This window comes from Acidovorax sp., from assembly GCF_046294525.1.
Taxonomy (GTDB): Bacteria; Pseudomonadota; Gammaproteobacteria; order Burkholderiales; family Burkholderiaceae_C; genus Acidovorax.
The window spans coordinates 1-25,416 of record NZ_JBKBKQ010000027.1 but is presented as its reverse complement, the minus strand read 5'-3'; the positions used below and the strand labels follow the sequence as shown (position 1 = coordinate 25,416).

Here is a 25,416-nt window from a genome sequence, read left to right as displayed (position 1 = left end):
ATGGGGGCCATAATCGCCTGCAACCCTCACTCTGGCGCCTGACCCATGGAGTTGAACGCACTGCTGGCCCAACCGGTGGCCCTGCCCAGCCTTCCGCGCGCCGTGGCGCTGCTGATGAGCGAACTGGCGCATCCCGAACCCAGCCTGCGTCGCATGAACCAGCTGTTTGGCGCCGACCCGGCGTTGGCCGGGCGTCTGCTGGAGATGGCCAACTCCCCCACCTTTCAGCTGCCCCGGCAAATTGCCGGCATCCCCGAGGCCCTGGCCCTGCTTGCCACGCCGCAGCTGCGGGCGCTGGTCACCTCGGCGCCGCTGGGCACCACCTCGCGGTCGGTGCCGGGGGTCAACATGCAGCAGTTCTGGCGCTACAGCCTCAACACCGCCAAGATCGCGCGCTCGCTGGCCGGCATCGTGCACCACAGCCAGATCGCCGCGTACACCGCCGGCCTGCTGCATGCGGTGGGCGAACTTGTGATCCACCTGGGCGATCCGGAGAAGGCCCAGTCGGTCAACACGCTGGTGGCGCCGTTTGATCCGCGCCGCGGCAAGATTGAGCAGCGCATCTTCGGGTACTGCTACGGCCACGTGTCGGCAGGGCTGGCGCGCCGGTGGCAATTGCCCGAGGTGGTGGTGGATGCGCTGCACCACCAGGCCGCACCCTTTGAAAACAATGCCTACGAGCCGCTGGCCGGGGTGGTCCACCTCGCGTCCTGGCGCGCTCGCGCGCGCGAGGCCGAGCTCGACGAGCGCGAGCTGGCCGTCACCTTTCCCGGCGAAGTGGGCCTGGCCCTGGGCCTGGACATCGACATGGTGCTGCAGCAGGACCCCATCGACTGGACGGCCAAGCCCGAAGCAGCCGACTACGTGGTGTGAGGCGAAGCACCCCCTGAGTCGCCTCGCGCCTTCCCCCTCCTCATATTGCTTCGTAATCTGGGAGGGGGACGCTCCCAACGCGGCGGGGCGGTCCTTGCGGGGAAGCACTGGCCTTGGCCTTGCCAGTTTCATGCGCCGCGGGAATTTTTGAGCGCAGACTGGTATAGCTGGGGTGCCAGCAGACGAAGGCGTGACAGGCGCGGCTGCCTGCCTTTGAGACAATCCCAGTCCATGAAAGCCCTGCGCATCCATGCCGGCCCCCGCGCCCGCGAGCACCTTGAAAAACACGGCCTGCGGCCCTCGGACGTGGGGGTGATCCCCGGTGCTGCAGGCGGCCCCAAGGGGCTGATCCTGGGCCCTCTCGACCGCTTCCTCTTTGGGCAGTGGCTGCCCCGGTCGGACCAGCCCGTGCACCTGGTGGGCGCATCGATTGGCGCCTGGCGCATGGCCACGGCCTGCCTGGGCGATTCGGTGGCCGCCTTCGAGCGGCTGGAGCACGACTACATCCACCAGGACTACGAACTGCCCCCCGGCAAGAAGCGCCCCACGGCGGCCCACGTGAGCGAGCGCTTTGGCCAGAACCTGGACGCCTTCTACGGCGGCCGTGTGCAAGAGGTGCTGAGCCACCCGCGCTACCGCCTGCACATCGTCACGTCGCGCGGCCGGCATGTGCTGCGGCGCGAACACGGGCTGGTCACACCGCTGGGGTACTTGGGCGCCTTTTTGACCAACACGGTGCACCGCAAGGCCATGGGCGCCTGGCTTGAGCGGGTGGTGTTTTCATCGCCCGATGTCGGAGCGCTGGCAGACGGCCGCTGTGCGCCGCTGCCGTTTGCCACCACCGACTACCGCACGCGCCAGGTGGGCCTGACCGTCGGCAACTTCATGCAAGCCCTGCAGGCCAGCTGTTCCATTCCGTTCGTCCTGCAGGCCGTTCACAACATACCTGGCGCGCCGCCCGGCGCCTACTGGGACGGCGGCATCACCGACTACCACTTGCATCTGGCGTACGGCCTGCAGGCGCACGAGAGTTCAAAATTGATAGCTGCTGGTGCTTTACCAGCAAGCGCTAGCGGCCGAAAAGACTCAAAAATTGTCCCCTCCAGCTCGCATCCCGGCACGCCAGGGCCTATCGTCCTCTACCCCCATTTTCAGCACCGTGTCGTGCCCGGCTGGCTCGACAAGGGCCTCAAATGGCGCCACCGCTCCACGGCCGCGCTCGACAACATGGTGGTGCTCTCGCCACATCCCGACTGGGTGCGCACTCTCCCTAACGCCAAGCTGCCTGACCGCAACGACTTCACCCATTACGGCACCGACAGCCGAGCCCGCGCCAAGGCCTGGCTGGCGGCGACGCAGGCCAGCCAGCAACTGGTGGACGAGTGGGCGCAATGGCTGGCGCGGCCGGACATGGCGCAGGTGGAGGTTTTGTAGTGAGCGCGGTCGATCGCTACAGGAAACGCGCCGCCAGCGCAGCACGCTCGGGTGGTCTTGTCTTGGCCCTGTGTATCGGTGCCGCCCTCTCACAAGCTCACGAGCTGGTTCCGCCTTCCGTTTCTGCACAAGCCGGTCGTTTGGACGAACACAGTGCGTGCGCCTCGACAGGTGCAGAAGTGATGGATGCGGAGGACTGCCGCCGCAGCGCTGCCCGTGCCTATCCGCTCCAAGGCATTCGGTCGATTCATGTAAAGGGGTCAACCGTCTATCGCGACGCGGACGGACGCACCTGCACTCGCGGAGGGGTGCGGCTCACATCGGCGCGAATCCGGTTTGCACTTCACAATGCTGTACCCGTTTCAGCCAACGCTGTGATGAACTACTACGGCGAGTTCGGGGAATGCATAAGCGGCCCGGCGCTTGTCACGCTGGGCGACGGGCGCAAGGTGCATGTCGCGCTATCCAGCCAGAGCAAGGTGCTTTACCTTTCTCCTTTGCTTGGAGGGCGTGAGGTGGAGGTCTACTTCTATTTTTGCGAGGCCTGCAACTGGTAGTGGCGAGGCGGGGCAACGCCGCGCTGCTTGTCGGTATCAGTCCGTGGTGGACTGACTGGTGCGCGACGACGCGGGCATCGCTGTTCCCAGCGCATCGGCATGCGGTGCGACCTGCGTCGCATAGCTCTGCGCCCACATGGTCACCTCCTGCGCCGGCATGGGCCGCGCAATGCCAAACCCCTGCGCGTGTTCGCACCCCAGCGTTAGCAGTCTGGCGCACTGCTCGGCGGTTTCCACGCCTTCGGCCACCACGCGGCGGTGGAAGGCAGCGGCCAGGGCGACGATGGCGCTGACCAGGGTAAGGTCGTCGTCGTCTTCCAGGATGCCGCGTACGAAAGACTGGTCGATCTTGATGGTTTCGGCGGGCAGGCGCTTGAGGTACGAAAGCGATGAATAGCCTGTGCCGAAGTCGTCCAGCGCAAACCGCACGCCCAAGGCCTGGCAGCTTTGCATCATGCGGCGCATGTACTGCATGTCGTCCAATGCGGCGGATTCGAGGATTTCCAGCTCCAGCCTTTCGGGCGCGATCTCTGGGCAGGTCTGCAGGATGTCCTTGAGGCGCTGCACAAAGCTCGGGCGATGGAAGTGGGGGGCTGCAATGTTGACGCTGACCTCCCACTGCATGCCCGCACGGGTCCACAGGCGAAGCTGATCCAGCGCCTGCTGCAGCACCCATTCGCCCAGTTCCACCTGCAGGTCGATGTCCTCGATGAGGGGCAGAATGTGCTGGGGCCCCAGCAGGCCTTCTTCGGGGTGCTGCCAGCGCAGCAGGGCCTCCAGGCCCAATACCTCGCCCGTGCGCAGGTTGACTTTGGGCTGGTAGTGCAGCACCAGCTCGCCATCGCGCAGAGACTGGGCGATGCGGGTCTGGCGCGAGTGCTGGGTCTGCACGGCATGGTCGTGCTGCACGTCGAAGACGTGCATCTGGTTGCGGCCAAAGCTCTTGGCCTGGCACATGGCCTGATCGGCGTGGCGCAGCAGGGTGTCGGGGTTGGCGTCGTCCTGCGGGAACACGGCGATGCCGATGCTCACGGTGGTGTGCAGCAAGCGGTCGTCTATGGCGTAGGGCGCCGCCAGCTGCTGCATGAGCACGGCCACGCGCGCGCGGATCGCTGCCACGTCAGGCAACTCGCCCAGCAGCAGCACGAATTCGTCGCCGCCCATGCGGGCGACCGCGTCTTGCGCACTCGCGAAGGCACCCAGGCGCCGCGCGGTTTCCTTGAGCAGTCGGTCGCCCACGCGGTTTCCGTAGGTGTCGTTCACGTTCTGGAAATGGTCCAGGTCCAGCATGCACACGGCCAGCAAAAGTCCCTTGTCGCGGGCCACGAAGATGGCGTGCGTGAGGCGCTCGGCCAGGGCCGCGCGGTTGTACAGCCCTGTGAGCGGGTCGTGCCGCGCGTGCCAGGAGATCTGGTGGCGCAGGTTGCGGGTTTCCGTCACGTCGCGAAACACCAGCACGCAGCCCACGGTCATGCCGTCGCTCTTGCGGATGGGGGACGCTGTGTACTCGATGGCGTAGTGCTCGCCCGAGCGGTGGATGAGCACTTCGTAAGTGGCCTGACGCAACGGGCCGCCGGTCGGGTGTTCGAGGGTGGAGTCCGAGGCCGGCGCCGCGGCGGCTTCTTCATACAGCCGGAAGACTGCGCTCAGGGGGCGGCCAATCGCCTGTTGCGCGGTGAACCCGGTCATCAGCTGCGCGGCTTCGTTGATGCTGTCAATGTGCCCGGTCAGGTTGGTGGTGATGACGCCGTCGCCGATGCAGGCCAGGGTGACCTCGGCGCGTTCTTTTTCTGCGCGCAGGGCCTCCTCGGCGCGCTTGCGCTCGGTCACGTCCACCAGCGTGCCGATGGTGCCTGCCTGCACCCCATTGATGCTGGTGAAGGAGGCTTCGTAGTAAGCCATGTACAGCGGCGGCCGGTGATTGCGCTGCACGCAGATTTCGTTGTCCTGCGATTGCGCAATCTGGCTGCAGCACTCGGGTGAAAGTTCTGGCGGGCAGGCTTGTCCGGCGGCCGAGCCGCTATCGCCTGTGGTGGAGGGCGGGAACAGCTGCCGCCATGCGCGGTTGGCATCCCGGCAACGGCCGTCCATGTCGCGCACAAACACGGGCAGCGGCAGGCTGTCGATAAGCTGCCGCGTGAAATGCAGCTGTTCGCTTTGCATCTGCTGCGTCTCGCGCAGGGACAGCACCAGCGACTGCACCTTGCCTGCCATGTCGTTGAAGGTGGCGGCCATGGCGCGGGATTCGAGCGTGCCGGTCTCCTGCATGCGCGTGCTCAGGTGTCCTTGCCTGAACGCATTGGTGGCCGCAGCCAGGCGCTGCAGCATGCGCGCGTTGGCCCGCAACAGCAGCGTGAGCAGGAACAGGATGGTGAAGATGTTGAGCGCCGTGATGCGCGCCTGCACCGACACGGTGCTCCAGACCTCCTGCACAAAGGGCTCCGGGTGCAGCGTGACGGTGAGGCGCGCCATGGGGCCGGTGGGCGGCGTGTGCACAAACTGCTGCACGGGCGGTGCCATGTCCACCCAGCGGGTGAACCAGGCGGGCGGCGCGGCACGCGTGTCAGGGGGCGTCAGCGTGACCTCGGCGCCGGGCGATTCGGCCACGTGCCATGCCAATGCCCGCACATGCGGGCCCAGCGCCGTGCCGCCCGCGCGCAGCACATTGCTGGCATCGGCCACATCGGGCGGCGAGGGCAGGGCCGCCAGCACGGGCAACAGGGCGTTGCTGGCGCGCTGCAGTTCTGTGGCCGCATGGCGCCGCGCTGTGTCGATCTCCGCGTCCAGCAGATAGTGGTAGCGCACCGTGGTGACGGCCAGGATGATCAGCACGATCGGCAGGTACAGCCGTGGGTACGTGCCGCGCAGGATCCACGCGCTGACTTGTCCAGATTGCATCCTTACCCGCCTTCCCTCGTCTTCAAAACCCCTGGGGCTATGAATTGTTAATTAATTGTTGACTGGGTGGGAGTCTAGCGTGTAGAGGGTTGCGCTATCCCGAGAGGGGTAGCGCAATCCCGCGGCGCCGTCAGAGTGGCGCGCCGTGGTTGGCTTGAACTAGGGAGAGGACGTGCCCTGGTCGGCGCGGCAGCGATCGCGGGTGAGGGCACGAGGGGCAGCATGCGCGGGGCCGCATGCTGCGCTGCGCAGTCGGTCAGAGCGACTGGCTCAGCATCTCGCGGTACTCGTCTGGTGTGGCCACGCGTGGGTTGGTCTTATGGCAGTGGTCGGCCATCGCGCCCTTGATGATGTCGTCGAACATGTTTTCGGTCACGCCCATGGCGGCCAGGCCGGTGGGCAGGCCCAGGCGGGCGTTCATGTCGCGGATGGCCTCAGGGATGTCGCCTGCGCTGGCCAGGCCCATGGCGTGCGCCATGCGCTCCAGGCGCTTTTCCTTCTGCACCGATTCCGCCTGTGCATTGAAGCGCACCACGGCGGGCAAAAACATGGCGTTGAGCGTGCCGTGGTGCAGGCGCGGGTTCACGCCGCCCAGGCTGTGGCTGAGCGAGTGCACGGCGCCCAGGCCCTTCTGGAACGCCATCGCGCCCTGCATGCTCGCGCTCATCATGTGCAGGCGCGCATCGCGGTCGCTGCCATTTTTGGTGGCCTGCTCAATGTTCGCCCAGCCGCGAGTCAGGCCGTCTAGCGCAATGCCGTCGGCGGGCGGGTTGAACGCGGCAGACATGAAGGTTTCCATGCAGTGCGCAATCGCGTCCATGCCCGTGGCCGCCGTGAGCATGGGGGGCAGGCCCAGAGTGAGTTCGGGGTCGCAGATGGCCGTCTTGGGCACCAGGTTCCAAGAGTGAAAGCCGAGCTTGCGGTGGTCGTCCACGATGATGATGGCGCCGCGCGCCACCTCGCTGCCGGTGCCGCTGGTGGTGGGCACGGCGATCAGCGGCGCGGCCCGGTCGGTGATGCGGGGTGAACCACCTTCGATGGTGGCGTAGTGGGTGAGGGGACCTTCGTGCGTGGCGGCAATCGCAATGCCCTTGGCGCAGTCGATGGCCGAGCCCCCGCCCACGGCAATCAGGCCGTCGCACCCCTGGGTCTTGTACATCTCCACGGCGGCGCGCACGGCTGCTTCGGTGGGGTTCGACGGCGTCTGGTCAAAAACTGCCACGGTCATGCCGGGCAGCGCATCCAGCGCCTTTTGCAGCACGCCAGCAGCCTTCACGCCAGGGTCCGTCACGATCAAAGGGCGGGTGATGCCCACGCGCTCGCATTCTTGCTTCAGCAGTTGGACAGCGCCGAATTCAAACTGGATCTGGGTGACGTAGTAGATGAAGGCCATGGTGCAACAGGATGTGTGAATGGAGGTGCCAGCGATTACGATAGGTCGCCAGCCTTGGATACCGGTTTCAAACCCACTTTATAAGGAGGAGACAGACATGAAAACGAAGCAAACCCTGATGATGGCCTTCTTTGCCGTCACCTCTGCGACAAGCGCGCAGGCCCAGTGCCTGACCGATGCACAGGCCGCCGATCTGGTGGCCAACTATGTCGCCAAGACCCCCGCAGCCAACCCCGAGAACCTGACGGACGCCGATGGCGCCTGCACACGCGGCAAGGTGAACGTCTTGCTGGCCCAGCGCATGGGCAAGGTGATTGGCTACAAGGCGGGCCTGACCAACCCCGCCGTGCAAAAGCGCTTCAACACCGACAAGCCAGTGTGGGGCAAGCTCTACGAGGGCATGGTCCTGCCAAGCGGCGCCACGGTGGACCCTGCATTCGGCGCCCGCCCCCTGTACGAGGCCGACATGCTGGTGCGGGTGAAAAGCGCGGCCATCAACCAGGCCAAGACCCCCATGGACGTGCTGAACGCTGTGGACCAGATCATCCCTTTCATCGAACTGCCCGACCTGATGGTGCAGGCACCGCCCACGCTCAACGGTGCGGGCGTGACTGCCATCAACGTGGGCGCTCGCCTGGGTGTGGCCGGTGCGCCCATTGCGGTGCCCATGTACCGGGGCGAACGTTTTGCCATGCTCAAGGCGCTGGCCGACATGAACGTGTCCCTCACCGATGGCGCTGGCGTGCGCCTGGGCGGCGGCAAAGGCAGCGACATCCTGGACCACCCGCTCAATGCCGTGGTGTGGCTGGCCGGTGCGCTCGCGCAGGAGGGCCTGGCCATGCAGCCGGGCGACTTGATCAGCCTGGGCTCGTTCTCGCCGCTGCTGCCGCCCAAGTCAGGGCTGTCAGTCACCGCGACCTATGACGGCCTGCCCGCCGCCGCGCCTGTGCGCGTGACCTTCAAGTAAATCTCATCAGTCCGCCGCTGCGCGGGCGATTTTCTTTCTGCTCCCGAGACCCCGACCGTTGACCGACCTGCACATCCACCATACCCGACTGACCCCGCAGATGCGCAACGTGCTTGAACGCATGGCCCGCGCAGGGCATCCACCGTTGCACACCCGATCTCCGCAAGATGCACGCATCGCCTACCAGGCCGGCGCGGACGTGTTGGAGGTGCCCAGAGCCGCGCTGGCGCGGGTGGAAGACCTGCAGATCCCGGCCCGTGACGGTGCACAACTGCCCGCACGGCTGTACGCGCCCAGCACCGACAAGGGCTTGCCGGTGCTGCTGTACACGCACGGCGGCGGCTTCACCATCGGCAACATCGCCACGCACGACATCCTGTGCCGCGAGCTGGCGCGTCTGGCCGGTTGCATGGTGCTCTCGCTGGACTACCGGCTGGCGCCGGAGCACCGCTTTCCCACGGCCAGCAACGATGCGTGGGATGCACTGCAGTGGCTCGCAGCCAACGCGGAACGCCTTGGCGCAGACCCTCAGCGCCTCGCGGTAGGCGGCGACAGTGCGGGCGGCACCCTGGCCGCCGTCAACGCCATCCTCGCGCGCGATGCGGGCCTGCCGCTGGCGCTGCAACTGCTGATCTACCCCGGCTGCGCTGCACATCAGGACACGCCTTCGCACGCCACCTTTGCACGCGGCCTGGTGCTGGAGGAGCCCGCCATCAGCTGGTTCTTCGGCCACTACGTGACCACGCGCCTGGAGCGTGAAGACTGGCGATTTGCCCCGCTGCTGGCGCCGGATGTGGAAGGCGTGGCACCCGCGTGGATCGGCCTGGCCGAATGCGACCCGCTGGTAGACGAAGGCGTTGACTATGCCGACAAGCTGCGCCTAGCGGGCGTGCCGGTGGACCTGGACATCTACCGGGGCGTGACCCACGAATTCATCAAGATGGGCCGCGCCATCCCAGAGGCGCGCAAGGCCCATGCCGACGCGGCGCGTGCGCTGCGACTGGCTTTTCACCTGGAGTAAGCGAACCCATGCAACGCAGTGACTTCCGTTGTTTCCACCGCCTGCGCGTGCGCTGGGCCGAGGTGGACATGCAAAAGATCGTGTTCAACGCGCACTACCTCATGTACGTGGATACCGCCATGTCCGACTACTGGCGCGCGCTGGGGCTGCCGTACGAGGCCAGCATGCAGGCCCTGGGCGGCGAGATGTATGTGAAGAAGGCTACGGTGGAATACCACGCCTCGGCGCGGCTGGATGACACGCTGGACGTGGGCCTGAAGTGCGCGCGCATCGGCAATTCGTCGAGTCTGTTCACCGCAGGCATTTTCTGTGGCGACCGGCTGCTCATCTCTGCCGAGTTGGTCTATGTGTTTGCCGACCCGGCCACGCAAACCTCGCGCCCCGTGCCGCCCGCACTGCGCGCGATCTTTGACGGCTTTGAGGCGGGAGCCGAGATGGCCGAGGTGCGCACCGGCGACTGGAACACCCTGGGCCGCGACGCTGGCCGTGTGCGCACGGAAGTGTTTGTGCACGAGCAGGGCATTCCGGCGGAAGTCGAGGCCGATATCCACGACATTTCGGCTCGCCATGCCGTGCTCTACAACCGGCTCGGCATGCCGATCGCCGCAGGCCGCCTGCTCCAGCCCTCACCGGGCGTGGGCCGCATTGGCCGCATGGCGGTGGACCGGTCGGTGCGCGGCGCGCAATGGGGCCGCCAATTGCTGGATGCGCTGGTGGATGCCGCCCGTGCCCGGGGCGACACTGAGGTGCACCTGCACGCTCAGCGCAGCGCCGAGGGCTTTTACCGCCGCGCGGGGTTCACCGTGGTGGGCGAGCCGTACGAAGAGGCGGGTATTGCACACATTGCCATGGCAAAGCAGCTGTGAACCGATTGCTATTGAAAAATGAGCTGCTAGCGCTTATCAGATAAGCGCTAGAGCCTGTTTTGGCTTAAATATCTTCCAGCAACGGGTACGGCAGAGGCAGCAGGGACAGTGCGATGCCGCCGCCCTCCGTGCCCACTTGCACGCTGCCTTCCTGCGCGGCGCTGATCTGCAGCGACACGATGGTGTCGAAACCGCCGCCCGGTGCGGGCGCCATTTGCACCACCGTGCCGCAGGGCTGCTCCAGGTCCGCCGTGTTGAACACCTCGGCACCCACCTCCACCTCGCCAGCCGCGTGGGCGATGTAGGCGCGGCGCTTGAGCGTGCCCCGGAACTGACTGCGCGCCACCACCTCCTGGCCGGGGTAGCAGCCCTTCTTGAAGTTCACGCCGCCCACGGATTCGTAGTTGAGCATCTGGGGTACAAAGGCCTCGACCACGGGCGTGGTCAGTGTGGCCACGCCACTTTTTACTTCGCCCCAGCGCCACAGCGCCTCGTCCAGCGCGGGGCCTGCGGGGGCGGGGGCTGATGCCGGGGCCACCCACAGCGCGCGGGGCTGGCCATCGGCGGGATACAGATGGACCACCGATGCGTTGGCGGTGTCGGTCTTTGTCCAGGCGGGCTGGCTGCCGCCGGGCACGGCGTCTCCGGCCAGACCGTACAGTGCAAAGTCGCCCGTCGCATCCGTCAGCCTGGCTTTGGCGCGCAGCACAAACATCGACAGGCGCTTGAGCGTGGGCGGCAGCAGGTCGCGGCTGCAGACCAGCAGCACCTCGGTAGCGCTGCGCTTGAAGCCGATGAAGCTGGCCTGCATGCGGCCCTTGGCCGACAGGAAGGCCGCGAGGCGTGCCTGGTCCATGCCCAGCAGGGCGAAATCCTGGGTGAGCTGGCCGTGCAGAAACTTGGCGGCGTCTTCGCCTTCCACGCGAATCACGCCCAGGTGGGAGAGGGGGGCAATACCGTTCAGGGGATTAGTCATCGCTGAATTATGATCCCCGGTCCCCATTGAGAAGGCAGCAGGGTTGTGCGACGTTTTCTGGTTCTGATCGTGTTGATGGCTATCGCTGCGGGCGGTGCTGCGTTCTGGTGGCTGCACCAGCCTATCGTGGCGGGTTCGGAGGCGCTGGAGCTGGCCATCGAGCCCGGCACTACGCCGCGTGGCGTGGCGCGTGACGTGGTCGCTGCCGGGGCGCAAACCGACGCACAGCTGCTTTATCTGTGGTTCCGATTCTCGGGCCAGGACCGGGGCATCAAGGCGGGCAACTACGAACTCCCCCCGGGCACCACGCCCAGAGCACTGCTGCAAAAGCTGGTGCGGGGCGAAGAAAGCCTGCGTGCCATCACCCTGGTGGAGGGCTGGAACTGGCGCCAGGTGCGTCAGGCGTTGGCGAGGGAAGATCAGCTCAAGCAAGACGCCGCTGCTCTCACCGATGAAGCGCTGATGGCACAGCTGGGCCGCCCCGGCGTGCATCCCGAAGGCCGCTTCTTCCCCGACACATACACCTACGCCAAGGGCTCCAGCGACATAGCCCTGCTGCGCCGCGCCCTGCACGCCATGGACCGCCGCCTGGAAGCCGCCTGGGCGCAGCGTGCGGCCGACACGCCCTTGAAGTCTGCGGACGAGGCGCTGATTCTTGCCAGCATTGTGGAAAAGGAAACCGGCCGCGCCAGCGACCGTGGCCAGATTGCCGGCGTGTTCGCCAACCGCCTGCGCATCGGCATGCTGCTGCAGACCGACCCCACGGTCATCTACGGCATGGGCGAAAAGTTTGACGGAAACCTGCGTCGGCGTGATTTGCAGACCGACACCCCCTGGAACACCTACACCCGCGCCGGCCTGCCGCCCACGCCCATTGCCATGCCGGGCAAGGCTTCGCTGCTGGCGGCGGTGCAGCCAGAAGCCACCCGCGCCCTGTATTTTGTGGCCCGGGGCGACGGCACCAGCCAATTCAGCGCCTCGCTGGACGAGCACAACCGGGCAGTCAACCGCTACCAGCGGGGTCAGCAGTAGCAGACGCTTCGTATCGGCACCTCCAAGGTTTCCATGTCACGACCCGGACTTTTCATCACTTTTGAGGGCATCGACGGAGCGGGCAAGTCCTCGCACATCGAAGGCCTGGCCGCGGCGTTCCGGGCGCAGGGCCGCGCCGTCACCGTGAGCCGCGAGCCCGGCGGCACGCCGCTGGCCGAAAAACTGCGCGATATGGTGCTTAACGACGCCATGGACCCGCTCACCGAGTCGCTGCTCATCTTTGCGGCGCGCCGCGACCACCTGCGCAACGTCATTGAGCCGGCGCTGGCGCGGGGCGACGTGGTGCTGTGCGACCGGTTCACTGACGCCACCTTTGCCTACCAAGGGGCGGGCAGGGGCTTCGATTTGGCGGTGCTATCAAAATTGGAGCGCCTCGCGCAGACTGGACTTGCGCCAGATGCCGATTTGATGCGTGAACCTGATCTGACCGTGTGGTTTGACCTGACCCCCGAGATCGCGGCCGAGCGCCTCGCCGGCGCCCGCGTGCCCGACCGCTTCGAGGCCCAGCCCGTGGAGTTTTTCCGCCGCGTGGCGCAGGGCTATGCCGATCGCGCCGCCGCTGCGCCCCAGCGTTTTGCCCGCTTGGATGCCGCGCAGGACCGCCACCGCGTGTGGCAACAACTGACCAGCGTGTTCGTGCGCAAGGGGTGGCTGGCCATCATGGTGGCGTCGCAAGGGGGGCCGCAATGAGCGACACCGCAAGCGCCCTGGCGCCCTGGATCGCTGCGCAACGCACCCGCCTGCTGGCCCAGCGGGGACATGCGTGGCTGCTGCAGGGGCCCTCCGGCCTGGGCCAATACGCCTTGGGCATGGAGCTGGTGCGCGCATGGTTGTGCGACACACCGACGGCGCAGGGCGCCTGCGGCCAGTGCGCCAGCTGCCACGCCATCGAAGTGCGCACCCATGCCGACCTTTGCGTGCTGATGCCCGAGGTGCAGATGATGGCGCTGGGCTGGCCCCTGTCCGAAAAAGCCCAGGCCGACATCGACGACAAAAAACGCAAGCCCAGCCGCGAAATCCGCGTGGAGGCCATGCGCGATGCGGTGGAGTTTGCGCAGCGCACCTCCGCGCGCGGTCGTGGCAAGGCGGTGCTGGTCTACCCGGCCGAGCAGATGAACCACGTGACGGCCAACGCGCTGCTCAAGACGCTGGAAGAGCCGCCGGGCGACGTGCGTTTTGTACTGGCCAGCGAGGCTGCGCACCAGCTGCTGCCCACCATCCGCAGCCGCTGCCTGGGCCACACCATGCTTTGGCCGGCCGAGGACGAAATGCTGGCCTGGCTGCACGCGCAGGGTGTGGCGGCCCCGGCGGCGCCAGCCTTTTTGCGCGCTGCGGGCGGCCGGCCTGACGACGCGCTGGCCCTGGCTCAATCTGGCCGCAGCCCCCAGGCGTGGTCGGCTTTGCCCCAGGCCGTGGCACGGGGCGATGTGACGGCGTTGGCCGATTTGTCGCCCGTTCAGGCCGTTGATGTGTTGCAAAAGCTTTGCCACGACTTGCTGGCGGCCAGCGTGGGCGCCGCGCCGCGCTACTTTGCGCCAGCCGACCTGCCACCGCCGCCCGCAATTGCAGCGCTGACACGCTGGTCGCGCGCGCTGGCCAAGACCGCGCGCACCGCAGACCACCCCTTCAATGCCGGACTGATGCTGGAGGCGCTTGTCGCCCAGGCGCGAAACACCCTACACTCCAAGCCAACCGCCGCGCACGCCGGCCACACCGTACCCACGTCCCATCCATGAGCAGTCCCTCCACAGCGCCCCGTCCCAGCGTCATGCAGCTGGCCATCAAGGAAAAAGGGGCCTTGTACGCAGCCTACATTCCCTTTTTTGCTGAAGGGGGCATTTTTGTGCCCACCCAGCGGGACTACAAGCTCGGCGATGATGTGTATGTTTTGCTGACCTTGCCGGACGACACGCAGCGCTATCCGGTGGCGGGACGAGTGGCCTGGGTGACACCGGCGCGCGCTGCGGGCAACCGCACGCAGGGCGTCGGCATCCAGTTCCCCAAGGACGAAAAATCGCGCCAGCTCAAGGCCAAGATCGAGGAACTGCTGGGCACGGCCCTTGGGTCAGACCGCCCGACTCAGACCATCTGATTCCAGCCCGCACCTGGTGCCGACCCGCTCCGCAGGTCGGCATTTTCATTTTTTGCAACCACATGTTCACCGACTCGCACTGCCACCTCAACTTTCCCGAGCTGCTCAGCCAGCTGCCCGCCATCCGCGAGGCTATGGCTTCAGCCCAGGTCAGCCGTGCGCTGTGCATCTGCACCACGCTGGAAGAGTTTGAAGGCGTGCACGGCCTCGCGATGGCGTACGACAACTTCTGGAGCACCGTGGGTGTGCACCCAGACAACGAGGGCATTGCCGAGCCCACCGTGCAAGATTTGCTGGACCGTGCAGCGCTCCCGCGCGTCGTCGCCATTGGCGAGACGGGGCTTGACTACTACGGCATGGAAGACCGCAAGGGCGGCCGAAGCATTGCCGACCTGGAGTGGCAACGCGAGCGGTTTCGCAGCCACATCCGCGCGGCTCGCCAGTGTGCGAAGCCGCTCGTCATCCACACCCGCAGTGCGTCGGACGACACGCTGGCCATCTTGCGCGAGGAGGGCGAGGACGGCGCGGGCAACCGCGCGGGCGGGGTGTTCCACTGCTTCACCGAATCCATGCAGGTGGCGCGGGCCGCGCTGGACCTGGGCTACTACATCTCATTCTCCGGCATCGTGACCTTCAAGAGCGCGCAGGAGTTGCGCGACGTGGTCGCCTTTGTCCCGCTGGACCGCGTGCTCATCGAAACAGATAGCCCCTACCTGGCCCCGGTGCCGTACCGCGGCAAGACCAACAACCCGTCGTACGTGCCCTATGTGGCACAGCAGGTGGCCGACACCAAGGGGCTAAGCCTGGCCGAAGTGGCCCAGGCCACCAGCCGCAACTTTGACCTTCTTTTCAAAGGAGTGACCGCATGACTGCTTTGAACCGCCGTATTGCCCTGGCAAGCGTGGCAGCCCTGGCGTTGGGGGCTGCCGCAACGCTCAGCATGCCCGCCCGTGCTGGTGCCTACGAGGATTTTTTCAGTGCCATTCAGCGTGATGACGGCAATGCCATCGCGGCGCTGCTGCGCCGTGGCTTTGATCCGAACACCCGGGATCCTAAAGGCCAAGTGGGACTCACCTTGGCGCTGCAGGATGGTTCGCTCAAGGCCTTTGAAGCCCTCATGGCGTCGCGGCAGCTGCATGTGGAGGCGCGCAACGCGCAGGACGAGAGCCCGCTCATGATGGCCGCCCTCAAGGGCCATGTGGATGCAGTCAAGCAGCTGCTGGCGCGCGATGCCGACGTGAACAAAACGGGTTGGACACCGTTGCACTACGCGGCCTCGGCGGGCTCGCCCCAGCACGCGGAGATCATTTCCCTGCTGCTGGAGCGGCACGCCTACATTGATGCGACCTCGCCCAACGGCACAACGCCTTTGATGATGGCGGCGCACTACGGCTCCACGCAGGCTGTGCAGTTGTTGCTGGAAGAGGGGGCCGACCCCACGCTTAAGAACCAGCTGGGCCTTACGGCCACGGATTTCGCCATGCGCGTGGGGCGCACGGAGTCTGCCGAGCGCATCGCTGCGGCCATCCGCAAGCGCCAGCCCAACCGCGGCAAGTGGTAGCAGCAGCGGCCTGAGCGCCGTGAGTGCCGCTCCAGGTCGACCTCCGTTCAGCGGGTAGCGGCTTGGGCGGCCGTGTCGCCGTCCCGCTCGCCATCCTCACTGCCGGCCGGCCGGGACTGCAGTCGCGCGTAAAGGCCGCCTTGCGCCATCAGTTCGGCGTGCGTGCCTTGTTCTGCAATGCGCCCACGCTCCATCACTACCACACGATCCGCGTGCTCGATTGTGGACAGGCGATGCGCAATGACCAGGGTGGTGCGATCGCTCATCAGACGCTGCAGGGCTTCTTGCACCAGACGCTCCGACTCCGTGTCCAGGGCGGAGGTTGCCTCATCCAGAATCAGGATGGGCGCGTCTTTGTAGAGCGCGCGCGCTATCGCAAGGCGCTGGCGCTGCCCGCCCGACAACTGCGTGGCGTTGTGCCCCACGGTCGTGTGGATGCCCTGCGGCAGCGCCGCAACGTGTTCTGCCAGATTGGCAGCCTTCAGACATGCCATCACCCGCTCTTCATTCACGGCGTGGCCCAGGGCCACGTTGTGAGCAATGGTGTCGTTGAACATCACCACATCCTGGCTCACCATCGCAAACTGGGAGCGCAGTGAGTGAAGGTCCCAATCCTGCAGTGCATGGCCGTCCACCCGGATCTCTCCGGATGCAGGCAGCGTGAATCGCGGCAGCAGATTCACCAGCGTGGTCTTGCCGGCGCCCGACGGACCCACCAGCGCAACAATCTCGCCCGGCGCGACCTGCAGGTTTACTCGGTCCAGTGCCGGAGCGTGGTCGGGACCAAACGAGACGCTCACGTTGTCGAGCGTGAGGGCGCCACGTGCCCGTTCTGTGCGGTGGTGCCCGCCGCGCTCGGCGCCGGTGTCGGCCAGCAGTGCCAGCCCGCGCTCGAGCGCCGCCACACCGCGTGTCACTGGGCTTGCAACGTCGGCCAGGCGGCGGATGGGCGCAATCAGCATGAGCATGGCCGTGATGAATGAGACGAACCCGCCCACGGTGACGTCCTTTGCATCCACGACACCGCGGCTTTGCCACAGTGCGATGCAGATCACCACAGACAGCGCGGCAGCGGCCAGCAACTGGGTCAATGGTGTCATGGCTGCCGAGGCGATGGTCGACTTGATCGCCAGACGGCGCAGACTGCGGCTCAGGTCCGCAAAGCGGCCGGCCTGCGCGTCCTGCGCCCCGTGCAGGCGCACCATGCGGTGGGCGAGGACGTTTTCTTCCACCACGTAGGCCAGCTGGTCGGTAGCGTGCTGGCTGCTTTTGGTGAGTTGGTACAGCCGTTTGGACAGAGTCTTCATGATCCATGCCACGCCAGGCACCACCACGGCCACGATCAGCGTGAGTTGCCAGTTCAGGTACAGCAGGTATGCCAGCAGCGCCACCAATGTGAATCCGTCCCGCGAGACACCCATGAGTGCTTGAACCAGAAGAGTAGCGCCCGTCTGCACCTCATACACCACCGTGTTGGACAGGGCGCTGGCGGACTGGCGGGAAAACAGCCCCATCTCGGCAGCAAGAACCCGGTCGAACAGTGCCTGCCGCAGCGTGAGCATGCCCTCGTTGGCGATGCGGGCCAATGCATACTGGCCTACGAATTGCGCAATACCGCGCACCAGAAAGACCCCCAGAATCGCAACGGGCACGGCCCAAAGGGGCAGGGTGCCCTGGGTGAAGCCCTTGTCCAGCAACGGCTGCAGCAGCGCGGGGATCAAGGGCTCGGTGATCGCCCCAACCAGCGTGGCGACGATGGCCAGCGTCCAGGCCAGCCGCTGGTTGCCGAAGTAGACAGACAGACGCCGAAGTCGGGTGGTGAGACTGGCAGGGGGAAGCGCGGAGGCTTGTGATGGCGTTGCGCCTGTGTCGGTGGCTTGCTGCATGTGCCGCCGATTTTACGGGGGGCGAACTTTTGGCCGCACAGTTTGTCACAGGGGCTTCCCTGCTGTGTGTAACATTCGGGTTTGCCTTAGAGCCCGTCCTGTTCAGCGAATGCTGGCCGCCAATGACCACTGACCGCAAACCATCTTCCTCCCCCGCTGCGGCCCTGCCGCTATCCCAGCGTCGCCACCTCCTGGCCGCATTGATCACCACCCCCGCTCTGCCCGCTCTTGCCCAGTTCCGCGTTGAAGTGGTCGGCGTGGGCATGACCCAGCGTCCCATTGCCATTGCGCCGTTTCGCGGTGAGGCCCAGGCACCCCAGAAGATCTCGGCCATCGTGCTGGCCGATCTGGAGCGCAGCGGGCAGTTTGCCGCCGTGGACGCTGCCGGTTCTGCCATGGACGAGACTTCGCGGCCCGACATCGCGCTGTGGAAGCAAAAGGGCGCAGAATCTTTGGCGACCGGCAGTATCACCCGGCTTGCCGACGGGCGGTTTGACGTCCGGTTCCGCCTGTGGGACGTGGTGAAAGGCCAGGACCTCGGTGGCCAGAGCTTCGTGGTGACCCAAGGCGATTTGCGGCTGGTGGCCCACCGTATTGCCGATTTCATTTACGAGAAGCTCACGGGTGAACGCGGCGTGTTCTCCACCCGCATCGCGTATGTGACCAAAAGCGGCACCCGCTACAGCCTTTGGGTGGCTGATGCCGATGGTGAAAATGCGCAGTCGGCGTTGTCAAGCCCCGAGCCCATCATTTCGCCTGCATGGTCGCCCAACGGCGGGCAGCTCGCCTACGTGTCCTTCGAGTCGCGTAAGCCAGTGGTGTACGTGCACGACGTGGCTTCTGGCCGCCGACGCCTCATCGCCAACTTCCGTGGCTCCAACAGTGCGCCGGCCTGGGCCCCCGACGGGCGCTCTCTTGCGGTCACGTTGAGCCGGGACGGGGGTTCGCAGCTCTACACCATCGACGCCAACGGCGGCGAGCCGCGCCGGCTTATGCAAAGCACGGGAATCGATACCGAACCGGTTTTCTCCGGCGATGGACGCTTCATTTATTTCGTCAGTGACCGCGGCGGTGCTCCGCAGATCTACAAGGTGGGCGCGTCCGGTGGAAACGCTGAGCGTGTGACCTTCACCGGGTCCTACAACATTTCGCCCAGCGTGAGCCCTGATGGCAAGTGGTTGGCCTACATCTCGCGTGTTGGAGGCGCCTTCAAACTGCACGTCATGGATTTGTCCACGGGCACGGTCAACGCCATCACCGATACCACTGCGGACGAGAACCCCAGTTTCGCACCCAACAGCCGGCTCATTGTGTATGCCACCCAGCAGCAGGGACGAGAGTCCTTGATGACAAGCACCCTCGATGGGCGCATCAAAGCGCGCCTGGCAGGTCAGGCCGGCGATATCCGGGAGCCGGACTGGGGTCCCTTCCAGAAGCAGTGATTTTTCAAGCCTACTCAGTTGTTTTCAGTTTTCAGGAGATTTTTGGATGATCAAGCGCTTTACCCTTGCCCTCACAGTCGTTGCACTCATGGCTGGCTGCAGCTCTGGCGTCAAGCTGGACGACGTGCCTGTGGAAGACAAAACTGCCACTTCCACCATGGGCGGAGCCAACCAAGGCGCGAACACCGGTGACGCTGGGCAAAGTGGCGTGGCCGGGGTGAACCTGGGCCAATCGGGCCGTGATGGTGCCGGTCCCGTCGGTGTCGCCCGCATCGTCTACTTCGACTACGACAGTTACGTGATCAAGCCCGAGTTCCAGTCGCTCATAGAAGCGCACTCGCGCTACATCAAATCCAACCAGGGCCGCAAGGTCATGATCGAAGGCCACACGGACGAACGTGGCGGCCGTGAGTACAACCTGGCTCTGGGCCAAAAGCGCGCAGAGGCCGTCCGTCGGTCGCTCGCGCTGCTGGGTGTGCCCGACAGCCAGGTGGAAGCCGTGAGCTTCGGTAAGGAAAAGCCTGCGGCCCAGGGGAGTTCGGAAGACGTGCACGCCCAGAACCGCCGCGCTGAACTGTCCTACCGCTGATTCGGCGCATGCGAATGTTGTCTTTTTTCCCGCGCGGGTTTGCGGCGCTGCTGTTGTCGGCCGTTCTTTTGCCAACGGGTCACGCGGCGTTGTTTGAAGATGGCGAGGCGCGTCGTGCCATTCTGGAAATGCGCCAACGGGTGGATGCCTTGCAGCAATCCCAGCAGCGCTCTGCCGACGAGGTGCGCAGGCTGGGCGAGGAAAACAGCCAGTTGCGCAGAAGCTTGCTTGACCTGCAGACGCAGATAGAGACCCTGCGCGTCGAACAGTCCAAGCTGCGCGGCCAGAACGAACAGTTGCTGCGCGATTCCGCTGACCTACAGCGGCGCCAGAAGGACATTGCACAGGGGGTGGACGAACGCCTGCGCCAGTTTGAGCCGATCAAGGTGTCCCTGGACGGTCAGGAGTTTCAGGCCGAACCCGCAGAAAAGCGCGACTATGAAGCCGCGTTGGCGGTGTTCCGGTCTGGAAAGTTCGCCGAAGCGGGTACTGCATTCGCCACCTTTGTCCGGCAATACCCCCGAAGCGGCTTTGTGCCGTCTGCCAGATTCTGGCTGGGCAACGCGCAGTACGCTGCACGCGACTACAAGGAGGCCATCAACAACTTCAAGTTGATGTTGTCCGACGCCCCGGGCCATGCCCGCGCTCCCGAAGCGGCCTTGTCCATCGCCAACTGCCAGATCGAGCTGAAGGATACCCGCACCGCACGCAAGACCCTGGAGGACTTGATCCGCGCATACCCTCAGTCAGAGGCAGCGGTAGCAGCCAAAGAGCGCCTTGCGCGGCTGAAGTGACGTGACGTCGCTGGTTGTTGGGCAAGACGCGGCCGGCCCACCCGCAGATGATGCGGGCTCGGCCGCGCAGCTTCAGCGGCGCTTTGGCGGGCTGGAGCGTTTGTACGGTGTGTCTGGCGCGGCCCGCATCCGCAACGCGCATGTGGTGGTTGTCGGCATCGGCGGCGTGGGTTCGTGGACCGCGGAAGCGCTGGCGCGCAGCGGAGTAGGGCGCCTTACTTTGATCGACATGGACCATGTGGCCGAGTCCAACATCAACCGGCAGGCGCACGCGCTCACGTCCACCATCGGGCAGGCCAAGGTCCTAGCGATGCGAGACCGTATTGCACAGATCCATCCAGGGTGCATGGTGCAATGTATCGACGACTTCGTGGAACCCGACAACTGGCCTGGCATGCTCCCTTCCGGCAAGGTGGACGCGCTGATTGATGCATGCGACCAGATCAAGGCCAAGACGGCCCTCGCGGTGTGGGCGCGAGATCAGAAAATTGTCCACATAGCAGTGGGCGCTGCCGGCGGAAAGCGGCATGCGCACAGGGTTGACATTGACGATCTCGCGCATACAACGCATGACCCTCTGCTCGCGCAACTGCGCTACCGCTTGCGCAAATTCCACCGCGCACCGCGCGAGGGCAAGAAGATCGGCGTTACCTGCGTGTACAGCAAGGAGGCCGTGGCGCCTCCCGATGCCTCCTGCAATATTGAGGGCGACGGATCATTGAACTGCCACGGTTACGGATCGGTGGTGGCGGTCACAGCGACATTCGGGCAGTGCGCTGCGGGGTGGGTTCTCGACAAGCTGGGCACCAACTCTCAAAAGCCGCAAAAATTGACGCTATAATTCAAGGCTTTGCAGCAAGTCGCACACCGCGAGTGCTGCACTAGGTTGGGACGTTAGCTCAGTTGGTAGAGCAGCGGACTTTTAATCCGTTGGTCACAAGTTCGAATCTTGTACGTCCTACCAGAGATATCAAGGGCTTAGCCGAAGAGGCTAGGCCCTTTTCTCTTTGGGCCGTGACGAAAACGTGACAAGGTTCACCACGTTCTCATCCCGCAGGCGCTGAATCCGACTGGCTGCAACCGCCAGATGTTCCGTGGCGTACTTCGCATAACGGTCCACCATCACCCGAGATTTCCAGCCGCCCAAGTCCTTGAGCTCATCGCAAGACGTTCCCGCTTGCCGATGCCATGAAGCCCACGTGTGCCGCAGGTCATGGAACCGGAAATCCTGAATGCCAGCAGTCGCCAGCGCCGCATGCCAGGCTGAGTTCGTCAACTCCCACGCAATCGCCTTGCCCTGGTAGGTAAAACAAAAGCGTGGATGCTGGCCCAGCAGTTCTTCCAAGACTTCTATCGCATCTTCATTCAAGGGCACTCCCCGTGGCGTGCCGTTCTTCGTGTGATTGAGCCAGGCAGTACCCCGGCTCAGGTCCACTCGATTCCACTCCAGGCCTTTGATCTCGGACGCTCGGCACCCCGTTGCCAGGGCAAACCGCACCAGGGCCGCCAGATGAGGCGGGCATGCACGAATCAACCGATCCGCTTCTTCCCGCGTCAACCACCGATCCCGCTCGACCTCTCCAGGCAGCAGGCGGATTTTCGGCATGGTGTCGATCCACTGCCATTCGTCGCGGGCCATCCGAAGAAGGCTGCGCACCGTGGCGAGATAGCGGTTCACCGTGGCGGGTTTGTTGCCCTTCTTGAGCTCGCCCTGCACGATGCTCCAGATCAGATCACCATTGATCTGTCTGAGTGAAGCATCGCCCAGGTAGCGGTCCAAGTGGCGGCAAATCCGCTGCACATCCGAAAAACTCTTCAGCGTCCTTTTGAGTTCAAGGTACCGAATCACAGCCTCTTGCCAGGTGCGTTCCGGTTTGATCCCAAAGTGGGTTTCCCGGTACGCATCCAGCTTGAGTTTGGCTAAGTACGCTTCCGCGTCGGCTCGGTCGGCAGTCCCAGAGCTTTGGCGTATGCGCTTGCCGTTGGGGAGCGTTGCATTGATCCACCAGTGGCCGGAGTCTGGCCGCTTGTAGACACCTTCATTACGGGCCATATCTGTTTCTCCTTTCCGGCCCGCCTTCGCTCGCCCTTATGGTCTTCGAGCCAGGCATCGAGGTCAACCCTGTCGTACACGCAACGCCGTCCAAAGTGAACACTAGGCACGTCCAGTTGCGCCAGGAGCGTGACGCCAATACCGAGATAGGCAGCGGCCTGTTCTTTGGACAGACAGCGGGCCGCAGGCAAGGGCAGGCCGGTTTCTTCCATGGTCAGCCTCGTGACTGGCGTTCGTATTCGTTGCGTTGGTAGGGCTCAGGCGCAGGCGGCAACGTTGGATTCATGCGCGTGTTGTAGAGGCGTGTGAGGGCCTCGACTTTCTCGCGAAAGAACTGCTCATCGCCAACCCCACTCAGGCCGCCGCCGTTCTGCTTGCCTAGGACGTCGTATGCGTGCTTCTTAGCCTCAAGCGCCGCCGCATCGAAATCTGTGATCCCTGTGATCGCACCGATGGAGGCATAAGCGGAGAGCGTGCGAGCACCGAGCCATGCGAGGGAAGGGGCCCGCAGCGCCTGGTAGCTGCGTAGCAACGGGCCGCCTTGCGCGCCCCAATCTACCGACGACACGGCCATCCACAGGGGATGGATAGGCCAGCGGCTGCGGGTGTTGTCCGCTTCTGTGGGGAGGCACAGACGCAGCCAATCCGTGGTGGCATAGCTCCATAGGCCTGCACGGTTTTCCATCACAGAGCCCAGTGTGTCCAAGTCCAGTTGCACCAAGACTTCACGCTTGAACTGGAATTCCAAGCGCCAGACGGGCATCTCTTGAACCCATCCGGCTCGCGCCCAGAGGTCGAGCAGGTATTCCTTCCCGCTTTTCTTGCACTCCAGGAGCTTGTGATACAGCCGGGCCATGAGAGCGCCACCGGCCCCGATGGTCCAGCCGGTGAACGTCTTGTCTTCCGCGTACTGATTGACGGCACAAGCCCGAGTGACCCAGGCTTCCCGGCTCCATCCTTCCATGCTCAGATCGCTCGCGAAATCGAGAAACAGATCGACCCGGCTGACCTTCGGAGCGTGAACTTCCCCGAGTTGACGCAGTAGGTCTCGCAACTCCGATTCAATCTCCGTGGGCCCCTTGTGGCTCAAGAGCTGGCTGGAGACTTGGACATAGGCCATGGGCAACTGCTTGGACTTGCCAGCGCCCAGGCGGATCATGTACGAGCCATCTACCAGGGTGAAAGCGAACAAGCCTGAGCTTTTGTCTTTGACCTCGAAGACATGGGAGCCCAACTGCAATTGGGCTTTGGCCGCTTCATGGTCTGGCCCTTGGGCTATGGATTTGAGGTGGCGCAGTTGAGAAACGCGATCCGGCGAGAGCACGCCAGGGTAAGACAGGTACAAGCTGTCCACGCCCCACCGCAGAGGTTGGTAGTGGAACTTGCTGTTATCAGGTGCTGTGTTACTAGGCGCCGCACCTGCAATACCTTCCGCATCGGATTCGCCGGTGCGCGCTCCGCGCGCCCCCATCGAATCCGACGCGGCCGGGTTTTGGGTTTGTGGGTGCTTCGTGGCCTCGCCACCAGAGTTTCGCTTCGACATGGATTCAATCCTTTAGCCGCGCCAGGCATGCCACTTTGGCTTCCTGGAACGGTTATGGATTGAATACACGACGAGCCTCCCAGGCGACGCCGTGAAAAAGGTTTTCAGGGAGTGGACAAGTCGAATCCTCGACGTTGGAAGGCGCGATATTCCGCCAGTCGCTTGGACACGTTCTTCACATCATCAATGCGGTTGGCATGGGAATCGAGTCCAGCCTGGGTGCAGAGATCCAACAGCTCACTGTGTTTCATTCTGTCAAGCACGCCAACCTGATCCAACAGGGAAAAGGCTAAATACAAAGCCTTATGCCGAATCTTTCCCTTGTAGGGAGGCCGAGACATGTGTGCTGTGACAAGCTCGACAAATTCGCGTTGGCCTTCCGAATTTGCTGCTGCAAAACGATCATTGAAGTAGGGCAGGGCGTGCAGGATGCGCTTGTCGATCTGGACGGCCTTGGCAAACGCCTTGTCGTCCCCCGCCTTGGCCTGTGCCACCAGGGCGGTGAGCTTTTCCCCATGCACCATGATCGACAGCGACTGATAGAAGCCTGCAAGCATACTCATGAGAAAGCGCTGCATAAACTCAATGGCATGTTGCCGCTCTGCATCGGACATTGCCAAGAACTGTGCTTCAGCACGTTTTTGAGCGGCTGGGGTCTTGGGCAGCTCGATAGCGTCAATTTCTTCGCCGAGGTTACCGATGTATTCGAGCAACAATTGCCCGCGCTCTTCTGAGGAGCAGGCCTCAAGTTCGGTATTTAGCTGTCCAACTTGCTCATCTGACAAAAATGCCTTCACCAATATGGCGCCGATTGCGCGCTCATCCTCGTATAGGACAGGGTAGTTGCCGATGTTGAGGTTTTTGATCCACTGGGAGACGGCGGGTGGAAAGCGTACGTAGCCATCCTCTGATTCGATGTATTTGAGAAGCCAGAGCCAATCGGGGGCCATCGCTTGGATAAGTCGAGCGGCAGAGGGGATGTCAACAACAAGCTGCATTATTGGGATGATCGCTCAAACTGTCTCAGTTCGACCCGGAGCAGTCGGCCAGTTCACCGCTACAAAGCCGTCATCTGACGATGACTAGCGCCATGGCGTGGCCCAGCCCCGTGCGCAGGCTATAGTGTTTGTAACGAATTCGCTCACGGACTTGATCCAGCAAACGTGTGGGGCGCAACGCAGGAGGGGCGGCGGGTTTCATGCTCAAATTTAGTACTGTATTTGTATGCAGAAAACGTACCGTGCAGCTAGCCTACAAGCCCCTTGCGGCGCTTTTCGCGTGCCGATTTAGACCGCAGGCGCCAGATATGGCCTGCGGCTTGGTGCGGTCTACATTACTACAAGGGCTTCCCATAAAAGTCAAACGAATCCTCCCCGCAATGAATCGCGTAGCGATTGATTGCGGAATTTGAATTCACT

At 64.3% G+C, this 25,416-nt stretch carries 23 protein-coding genes, 1 tRNA gene and 1 pseudogene; 17 read left to right on the top strand and 8 right to left on the bottom strand.

Going from position 1 to position 25,416, the window contains the following annotated elements; all coding sequences use genetic code 11:
* Positions 1–45: 45 nt before the first annotated feature.
* From ACK4HJ_RS19335 to ACK4HJ_RS19325, 3 genes are all read left to right on the top strand, one after another.
* A complete protein-coding gene (locus ACK4HJ_RS19335; RefSeq protein WP_409834573.1) occupies positions 46–873 on the top strand; it encodes an HDOD domain-containing protein in 828 nt (275 codons plus the stop codon).
* A gap of 231 nt (positions 874–1,104) precedes the next feature.
* On the top strand, positions 1,105–2,307 hold the full coding sequence (locus ACK4HJ_RS19330) for a patatin-like phospholipase family protein (protein WP_409834571.1): 1,203 nt from the start codon (positions 1,105–1,107) through the stop codon (positions 2,305–2,307).
* Positions 2,307–2,864 (top strand): hypothetical protein, encoded by a 558-nt coding sequence (locus ACK4HJ_RS19325; RefSeq protein ID WP_409834569.1) that lies wholly within the window; start codon positions 2,307–2,309, stop codon positions 2,862–2,864. Before ACK4HJ_RS19330 ends, ACK4HJ_RS19325 begins: the two co-directional genes overlap by 1 nt.
* A 36-nt stretch (positions 2,865–2,900) precedes the next feature.
* On the opposite strand, the gene ACK4HJ_RS19320 is transcribed toward ACK4HJ_RS19325, so the two are convergent.
* Together ACK4HJ_RS19320 and ACK4HJ_RS19315 are read right to left on the bottom strand one after the other, a co-directional pair.
* Positions 2,901–5,762 carry an EAL domain-containing protein gene (locus ACK4HJ_RS19320; RefSeq protein ID WP_409834567.1) on the bottom strand — a complete coding sequence of 954 codons (2,862 nt, stop codon included), beginning with the start codon at positions 5,760–5,762 and terminating at the stop codon, positions 2,901–2,903.
* Positions 5,763–6,018: 256 nt separating this feature from the next.
* Positions 6,019–7,155, bottom strand: coding sequence for an iron-containing alcohol dehydrogenase (locus ACK4HJ_RS19315; RefSeq protein WP_409834565.1), 1,137 nt, complete (start codon positions 7,153–7,155; stop codon positions 6,019–6,021).
* A gap of 97 nt (positions 7,156–7,252) precedes the next feature.
* Between ACK4HJ_RS19315 and ACK4HJ_RS19310 the strand changes: the two genes are divergently transcribed.
* The 3 genes from ACK4HJ_RS19310 (at position 7,253) to ACK4HJ_RS19300 (ending at position 10,009) form a co-directional block, all read left to right on the top strand.
* Entirely contained in the window at positions 7,253–8,122 is an 870-nt protein-coding gene (locus ACK4HJ_RS19310) for a 2-keto-4-pentenoate hydratase (protein WP_409834564.1), read from the top strand.
* 100 nt (positions 8,123–8,222) lie between these two features.
* Entirely contained in the window at positions 8,223–9,143 is a 921-nt protein-coding gene (locus ACK4HJ_RS19305) for an alpha/beta hydrolase (RefSeq protein WP_409834622.1), read from the top strand.
* Positions 9,144–9,151: 8 nt separating this feature from the next.
* Complete coding sequence (locus ACK4HJ_RS19300) at positions 9,152–10,009, top strand: YbgC/FadM family acyl-CoA thioesterase (protein ID WP_409834562.1); 858 nt, start codon at positions 9,152–9,154, stop codon at positions 10,007–10,009.
* A gap of 64 nt (positions 10,010–10,073) precedes the next feature.
* Here ACK4HJ_RS19300 and ACK4HJ_RS19295 read toward each other — a convergent pair whose 3' ends face one another.
* Positions 10,074–10,985: a YgfZ/GcvT domain-containing protein gene (locus ACK4HJ_RS19295; protein WP_409834561.1), complete on the bottom strand. Its 912-nt coding sequence runs from the start codon at positions 10,983–10,985 to the stop codon at positions 10,074–10,076.
* A gap of 45 nt (positions 10,986–11,030) precedes the next feature.
* Between ACK4HJ_RS19295 and mltG the strand changes: the two genes are divergently transcribed.
* The 6 genes from mltG to ACK4HJ_RS19265 all read left to right on the top strand — a co-directional run bounded on the left by mltG (position 11,031) and on the right by ACK4HJ_RS19265 (position 15,691).
* A complete protein-coding gene (gene mltG / locus ACK4HJ_RS19290) occupies positions 11,031–12,017 on the top strand; it encodes an endolytic transglycosylase MltG (RefSeq protein WP_409834559.1) in 987 nt (328 codons plus the stop codon).
* A gap of 33 nt (positions 12,018–12,050) precedes the next feature.
* A complete protein-coding gene (gene tmk / locus ACK4HJ_RS19285) occupies positions 12,051–12,728 on the top strand; it encodes a dTMP kinase (RefSeq protein ID WP_409834558.1) in 678 nt (225 codons plus the stop codon).
* Entirely contained in the window at positions 12,725–13,774 is a 1,050-nt protein-coding gene (locus tag ACK4HJ_RS19280) for a DNA polymerase III subunit delta' (RefSeq protein ID WP_409834556.1), read from the top strand. Before tmk ends, ACK4HJ_RS19280 begins: the two co-directional genes overlap by 4 nt.
* The gene (locus ACK4HJ_RS19275) at positions 13,771–14,130 is read left to right on the top strand and encodes a PilZ domain-containing protein (RefSeq protein ID WP_063460474.1); all 360 of its coding nucleotides are present in this window, start codon (positions 13,771–13,773) and stop codon (positions 14,128–14,130) included. Before ACK4HJ_RS19280 ends, ACK4HJ_RS19275 begins: the two co-directional genes overlap by 4 nt.
* 62 nt (positions 14,131–14,192) lie before the next feature.
* Positions 14,193–14,999, top strand: a complete 807-nt coding sequence (locus tag ACK4HJ_RS19270) for a TatD family hydrolase (RefSeq protein ID WP_409834553.1) — start codon at positions 14,193–14,195, stop codon at positions 14,997–14,999.
* Positions 14,996–15,691, top strand: coding sequence for an ankyrin repeat domain-containing protein (locus tag ACK4HJ_RS19265; protein ID WP_409834552.1), 696 nt, complete (start codon positions 14,996–14,998; stop codon positions 15,689–15,691). The genes ACK4HJ_RS19270 and ACK4HJ_RS19265 overlap by 4 nt, the downstream gene beginning before the upstream one ends.
* Before the next feature lie 47 nt (positions 15,692–15,738).
* On the opposite strand, the gene msbA is transcribed toward ACK4HJ_RS19265, so the two are convergent.
* Positions 15,739–17,577: a lipid A export permease/ATP-binding protein MsbA gene (gene msbA / locus ACK4HJ_RS19260; protein ID WP_409834550.1), complete on the bottom strand. Its 1,839-nt coding sequence runs from the start codon at positions 17,575–17,577 to the stop codon at positions 15,739–15,741.
* A gap of 122 nt (positions 17,578–17,699) precedes the next feature.
* Here msbA and tolB point away from each other — a divergent pair, with 122 nt between their 5' ends.
* The 5 genes from tolB to ACK4HJ_RS19235 all read left to right on the top strand — a co-directional run bounded on the left by tolB (position 17,700) and on the right by ACK4HJ_RS19235 (position 21,366).
* Positions 17,700–19,019 carry a Tol-Pal system beta propeller repeat protein TolB gene (gene tolB / locus ACK4HJ_RS19255; RefSeq protein ID WP_409834620.1) on the top strand — a complete coding sequence of 440 codons (1,320 nt, stop codon included), beginning with the start codon at positions 17,700–17,702 and terminating at the stop codon, positions 19,017–19,019.
* 46 nt (positions 19,020–19,065) lie between these two features.
* The gene (gene pal / locus ACK4HJ_RS19250; protein WP_409834548.1) at positions 19,066–19,608 is read left to right on the top strand and encodes a peptidoglycan-associated lipoprotein Pal; all 543 of its coding nucleotides are present in this window, start codon (positions 19,066–19,068) and stop codon (positions 19,606–19,608) included.
* Positions 19,609–19,622: 14 nt separating this feature from the next.
* The gene (gene ybgF / locus ACK4HJ_RS19245; protein ID WP_409834546.1) at positions 19,623–20,402 is read left to right on the top strand and encodes a tol-pal system protein YbgF; all 780 of its coding nucleotides are present in this window, start codon (positions 19,623–19,625) and stop codon (positions 20,400–20,402) included.
* A 10-nt stretch (positions 20,403–20,412) separates the two neighbouring features.
* Entirely contained in the window at positions 20,413–21,243 is an 831-nt protein-coding gene (locus ACK4HJ_RS19240) for a ThiF family adenylyltransferase (protein WP_409834618.1), read from the top strand.
* A 47-nt stretch (positions 21,244–21,290) separates the two neighbouring features.
* Positions 21,291–21,366 (top strand) — tRNA-Lys (locus ACK4HJ_RS19235).
* Positions 21,367–21,393: 27 nt separating this feature from the next.
* Here the strand turns inward: ACK4HJ_RS19235 and ACK4HJ_RS19230 are convergent.
* The 4 genes and pseudogenes from ACK4HJ_RS19230 to ACK4HJ_RS19215 all read right to left on the bottom strand — a co-directional run.
* Positions 21,394–22,455, bottom strand: coding sequence for a tyrosine-type recombinase/integrase (locus ACK4HJ_RS19230; RefSeq protein ID WP_409834545.1), 1,062 nt, complete (start codon positions 22,453–22,455; stop codon positions 21,394–21,396).
* Between the two features lie 214 nt (positions 22,456–22,669).
* Positions 22,670–23,998 (bottom strand): hypothetical protein, encoded by a 1,329-nt coding sequence (locus ACK4HJ_RS19225; protein ID WP_409834543.1) that lies wholly within the window; start codon positions 23,996–23,998, stop codon positions 22,670–22,672.
* A 104-nt stretch (positions 23,999–24,102) separates the two neighbouring features.
* Positions 24,103–24,996 carry a hypothetical protein gene (locus ACK4HJ_RS19220; protein WP_409834541.1) on the bottom strand — a complete coding sequence of 298 codons (894 nt, stop codon included), beginning with the start codon at positions 24,994–24,996 and terminating at the stop codon, positions 24,103–24,105.
* Between the two features lie 109 nt (positions 24,997–25,105).
* Positions 25,106–25,204, bottom strand: a pseudogene (locus ACK4HJ_RS19215) (integrase); the annotation flags it as partial.
* Between the last annotated feature and the right edge of the window lie 212 nt (positions 25,205–25,416).

Coding starts and splice junctions, on each gene's coding strand:
- ACK4HJ_RS19335 (WP_409834573.1), top strand. CDS start 46: ATGGAGTTGAACGCACTGCTGGCCCAACCGGTGGCCCTGCCCAGCCTT.
- ACK4HJ_RS19330 (WP_409834571.1), top strand. CDS start 1,105: ATGAAAGCCCTGCGCATCCATGCCGGCCCCCGCGCCCGCGAGCACCTT.
- ACK4HJ_RS19320 (WP_409834567.1), bottom strand. CDS start 5,762: ATGCAATCTGGACAAGTCAGCGCGTGGATCCTGCGCGGCACGTACCCA.
- ACK4HJ_RS19315 (WP_409834565.1), bottom strand. CDS start 7,155: ATGGCCTTCATCTACTACGTCACCCAGATCCAGTTTGAATTCGGCGCT.
- ACK4HJ_RS19310 (WP_409834564.1), top strand. CDS start 7,253: ATGAAAACGAAGCAAACCCTGATGATGGCCTTCTTTGCCGTCACCTCT.
- ACK4HJ_RS19305 (WP_409834622.1), top strand. CDS start 8,223: ATGCGCAACGTGCTTGAACGCATGGCCCGCGCAGGGCATCCACCGTTG.
- ACK4HJ_RS19300 (WP_409834562.1), top strand. CDS start 9,152: ATGCAACGCAGTGACTTCCGTTGTTTCCACCGCCTGCGCGTGCGCTGG.
- ACK4HJ_RS19295 (WP_409834561.1), bottom strand. CDS start 10,985: ATGACTAATCCCCTGAACGGTATTGCCCCCCTCTCCCACCTGGGCGTG.
- tmk (WP_409834558.1), top strand. CDS start 12,051: ATGTCACGACCCGGACTTTTCATCACTTTTGAGGGCATCGACGGAGCG.
- ACK4HJ_RS19280 (WP_409834556.1), top strand. CDS start 12,725: ATGAGCGACACCGCAAGCGCCCTGGCGCCCTGGATCGCTGCGCAACGC.
- ACK4HJ_RS19275 (WP_063460474.1), top strand. CDS start 13,771: ATGAGCAGTCCCTCCACAGCGCCCCGTCCCAGCGTCATGCAGCTGGCC.
- ACK4HJ_RS19270 (WP_409834553.1), top strand. CDS start 14,193: ATGTTCACCGACTCGCACTGCCACCTCAACTTTCCCGAGCTGCTCAGC.
- ACK4HJ_RS19265 (WP_409834552.1), top strand. CDS start 14,996: ATGACTGCTTTGAACCGCCGTATTGCCCTGGCAAGCGTGGCAGCCCTG.
- msbA (WP_409834550.1), bottom strand. CDS start 17,577: ATGCAGCAAGCCACCGACACAGGCGCAACGCCATCACAAGCCTCCGCG.
- tolB (WP_409834620.1), top strand. CDS start 17,700: ATGACCACTGACCGCAAACCATCTTCCTCCCCCGCTGCGGCCCTGCCG.
- pal (WP_409834548.1), top strand. CDS start 19,066: ATGATCAAGCGCTTTACCCTTGCCCTCACAGTCGTTGCACTCATGGCT.
- ybgF (WP_409834546.1), top strand. CDS start 19,623: ATGTTGTCTTTTTTCCCGCGCGGGTTTGCGGCGCTGCTGTTGTCGGCC.
- ACK4HJ_RS19230 (WP_409834545.1), bottom strand. CDS start 22,455: ATGGCCCGTAATGAAGGTGTCTACAAGCGGCCAGACTCCGGCCACTGG.
- ACK4HJ_RS19225 (WP_409834543.1), bottom strand. CDS start 23,998: ATGTCGAAGCGAAACTCTGGTGGCGAGGCCACGAAGCACCCACAAACC.
- ACK4HJ_RS19220 (WP_409834541.1), bottom strand. CDS start 24,996: ATGCAGCTTGTTGTTGACATCCCCTCTGCCGCTCGACTTATCCAAGCG.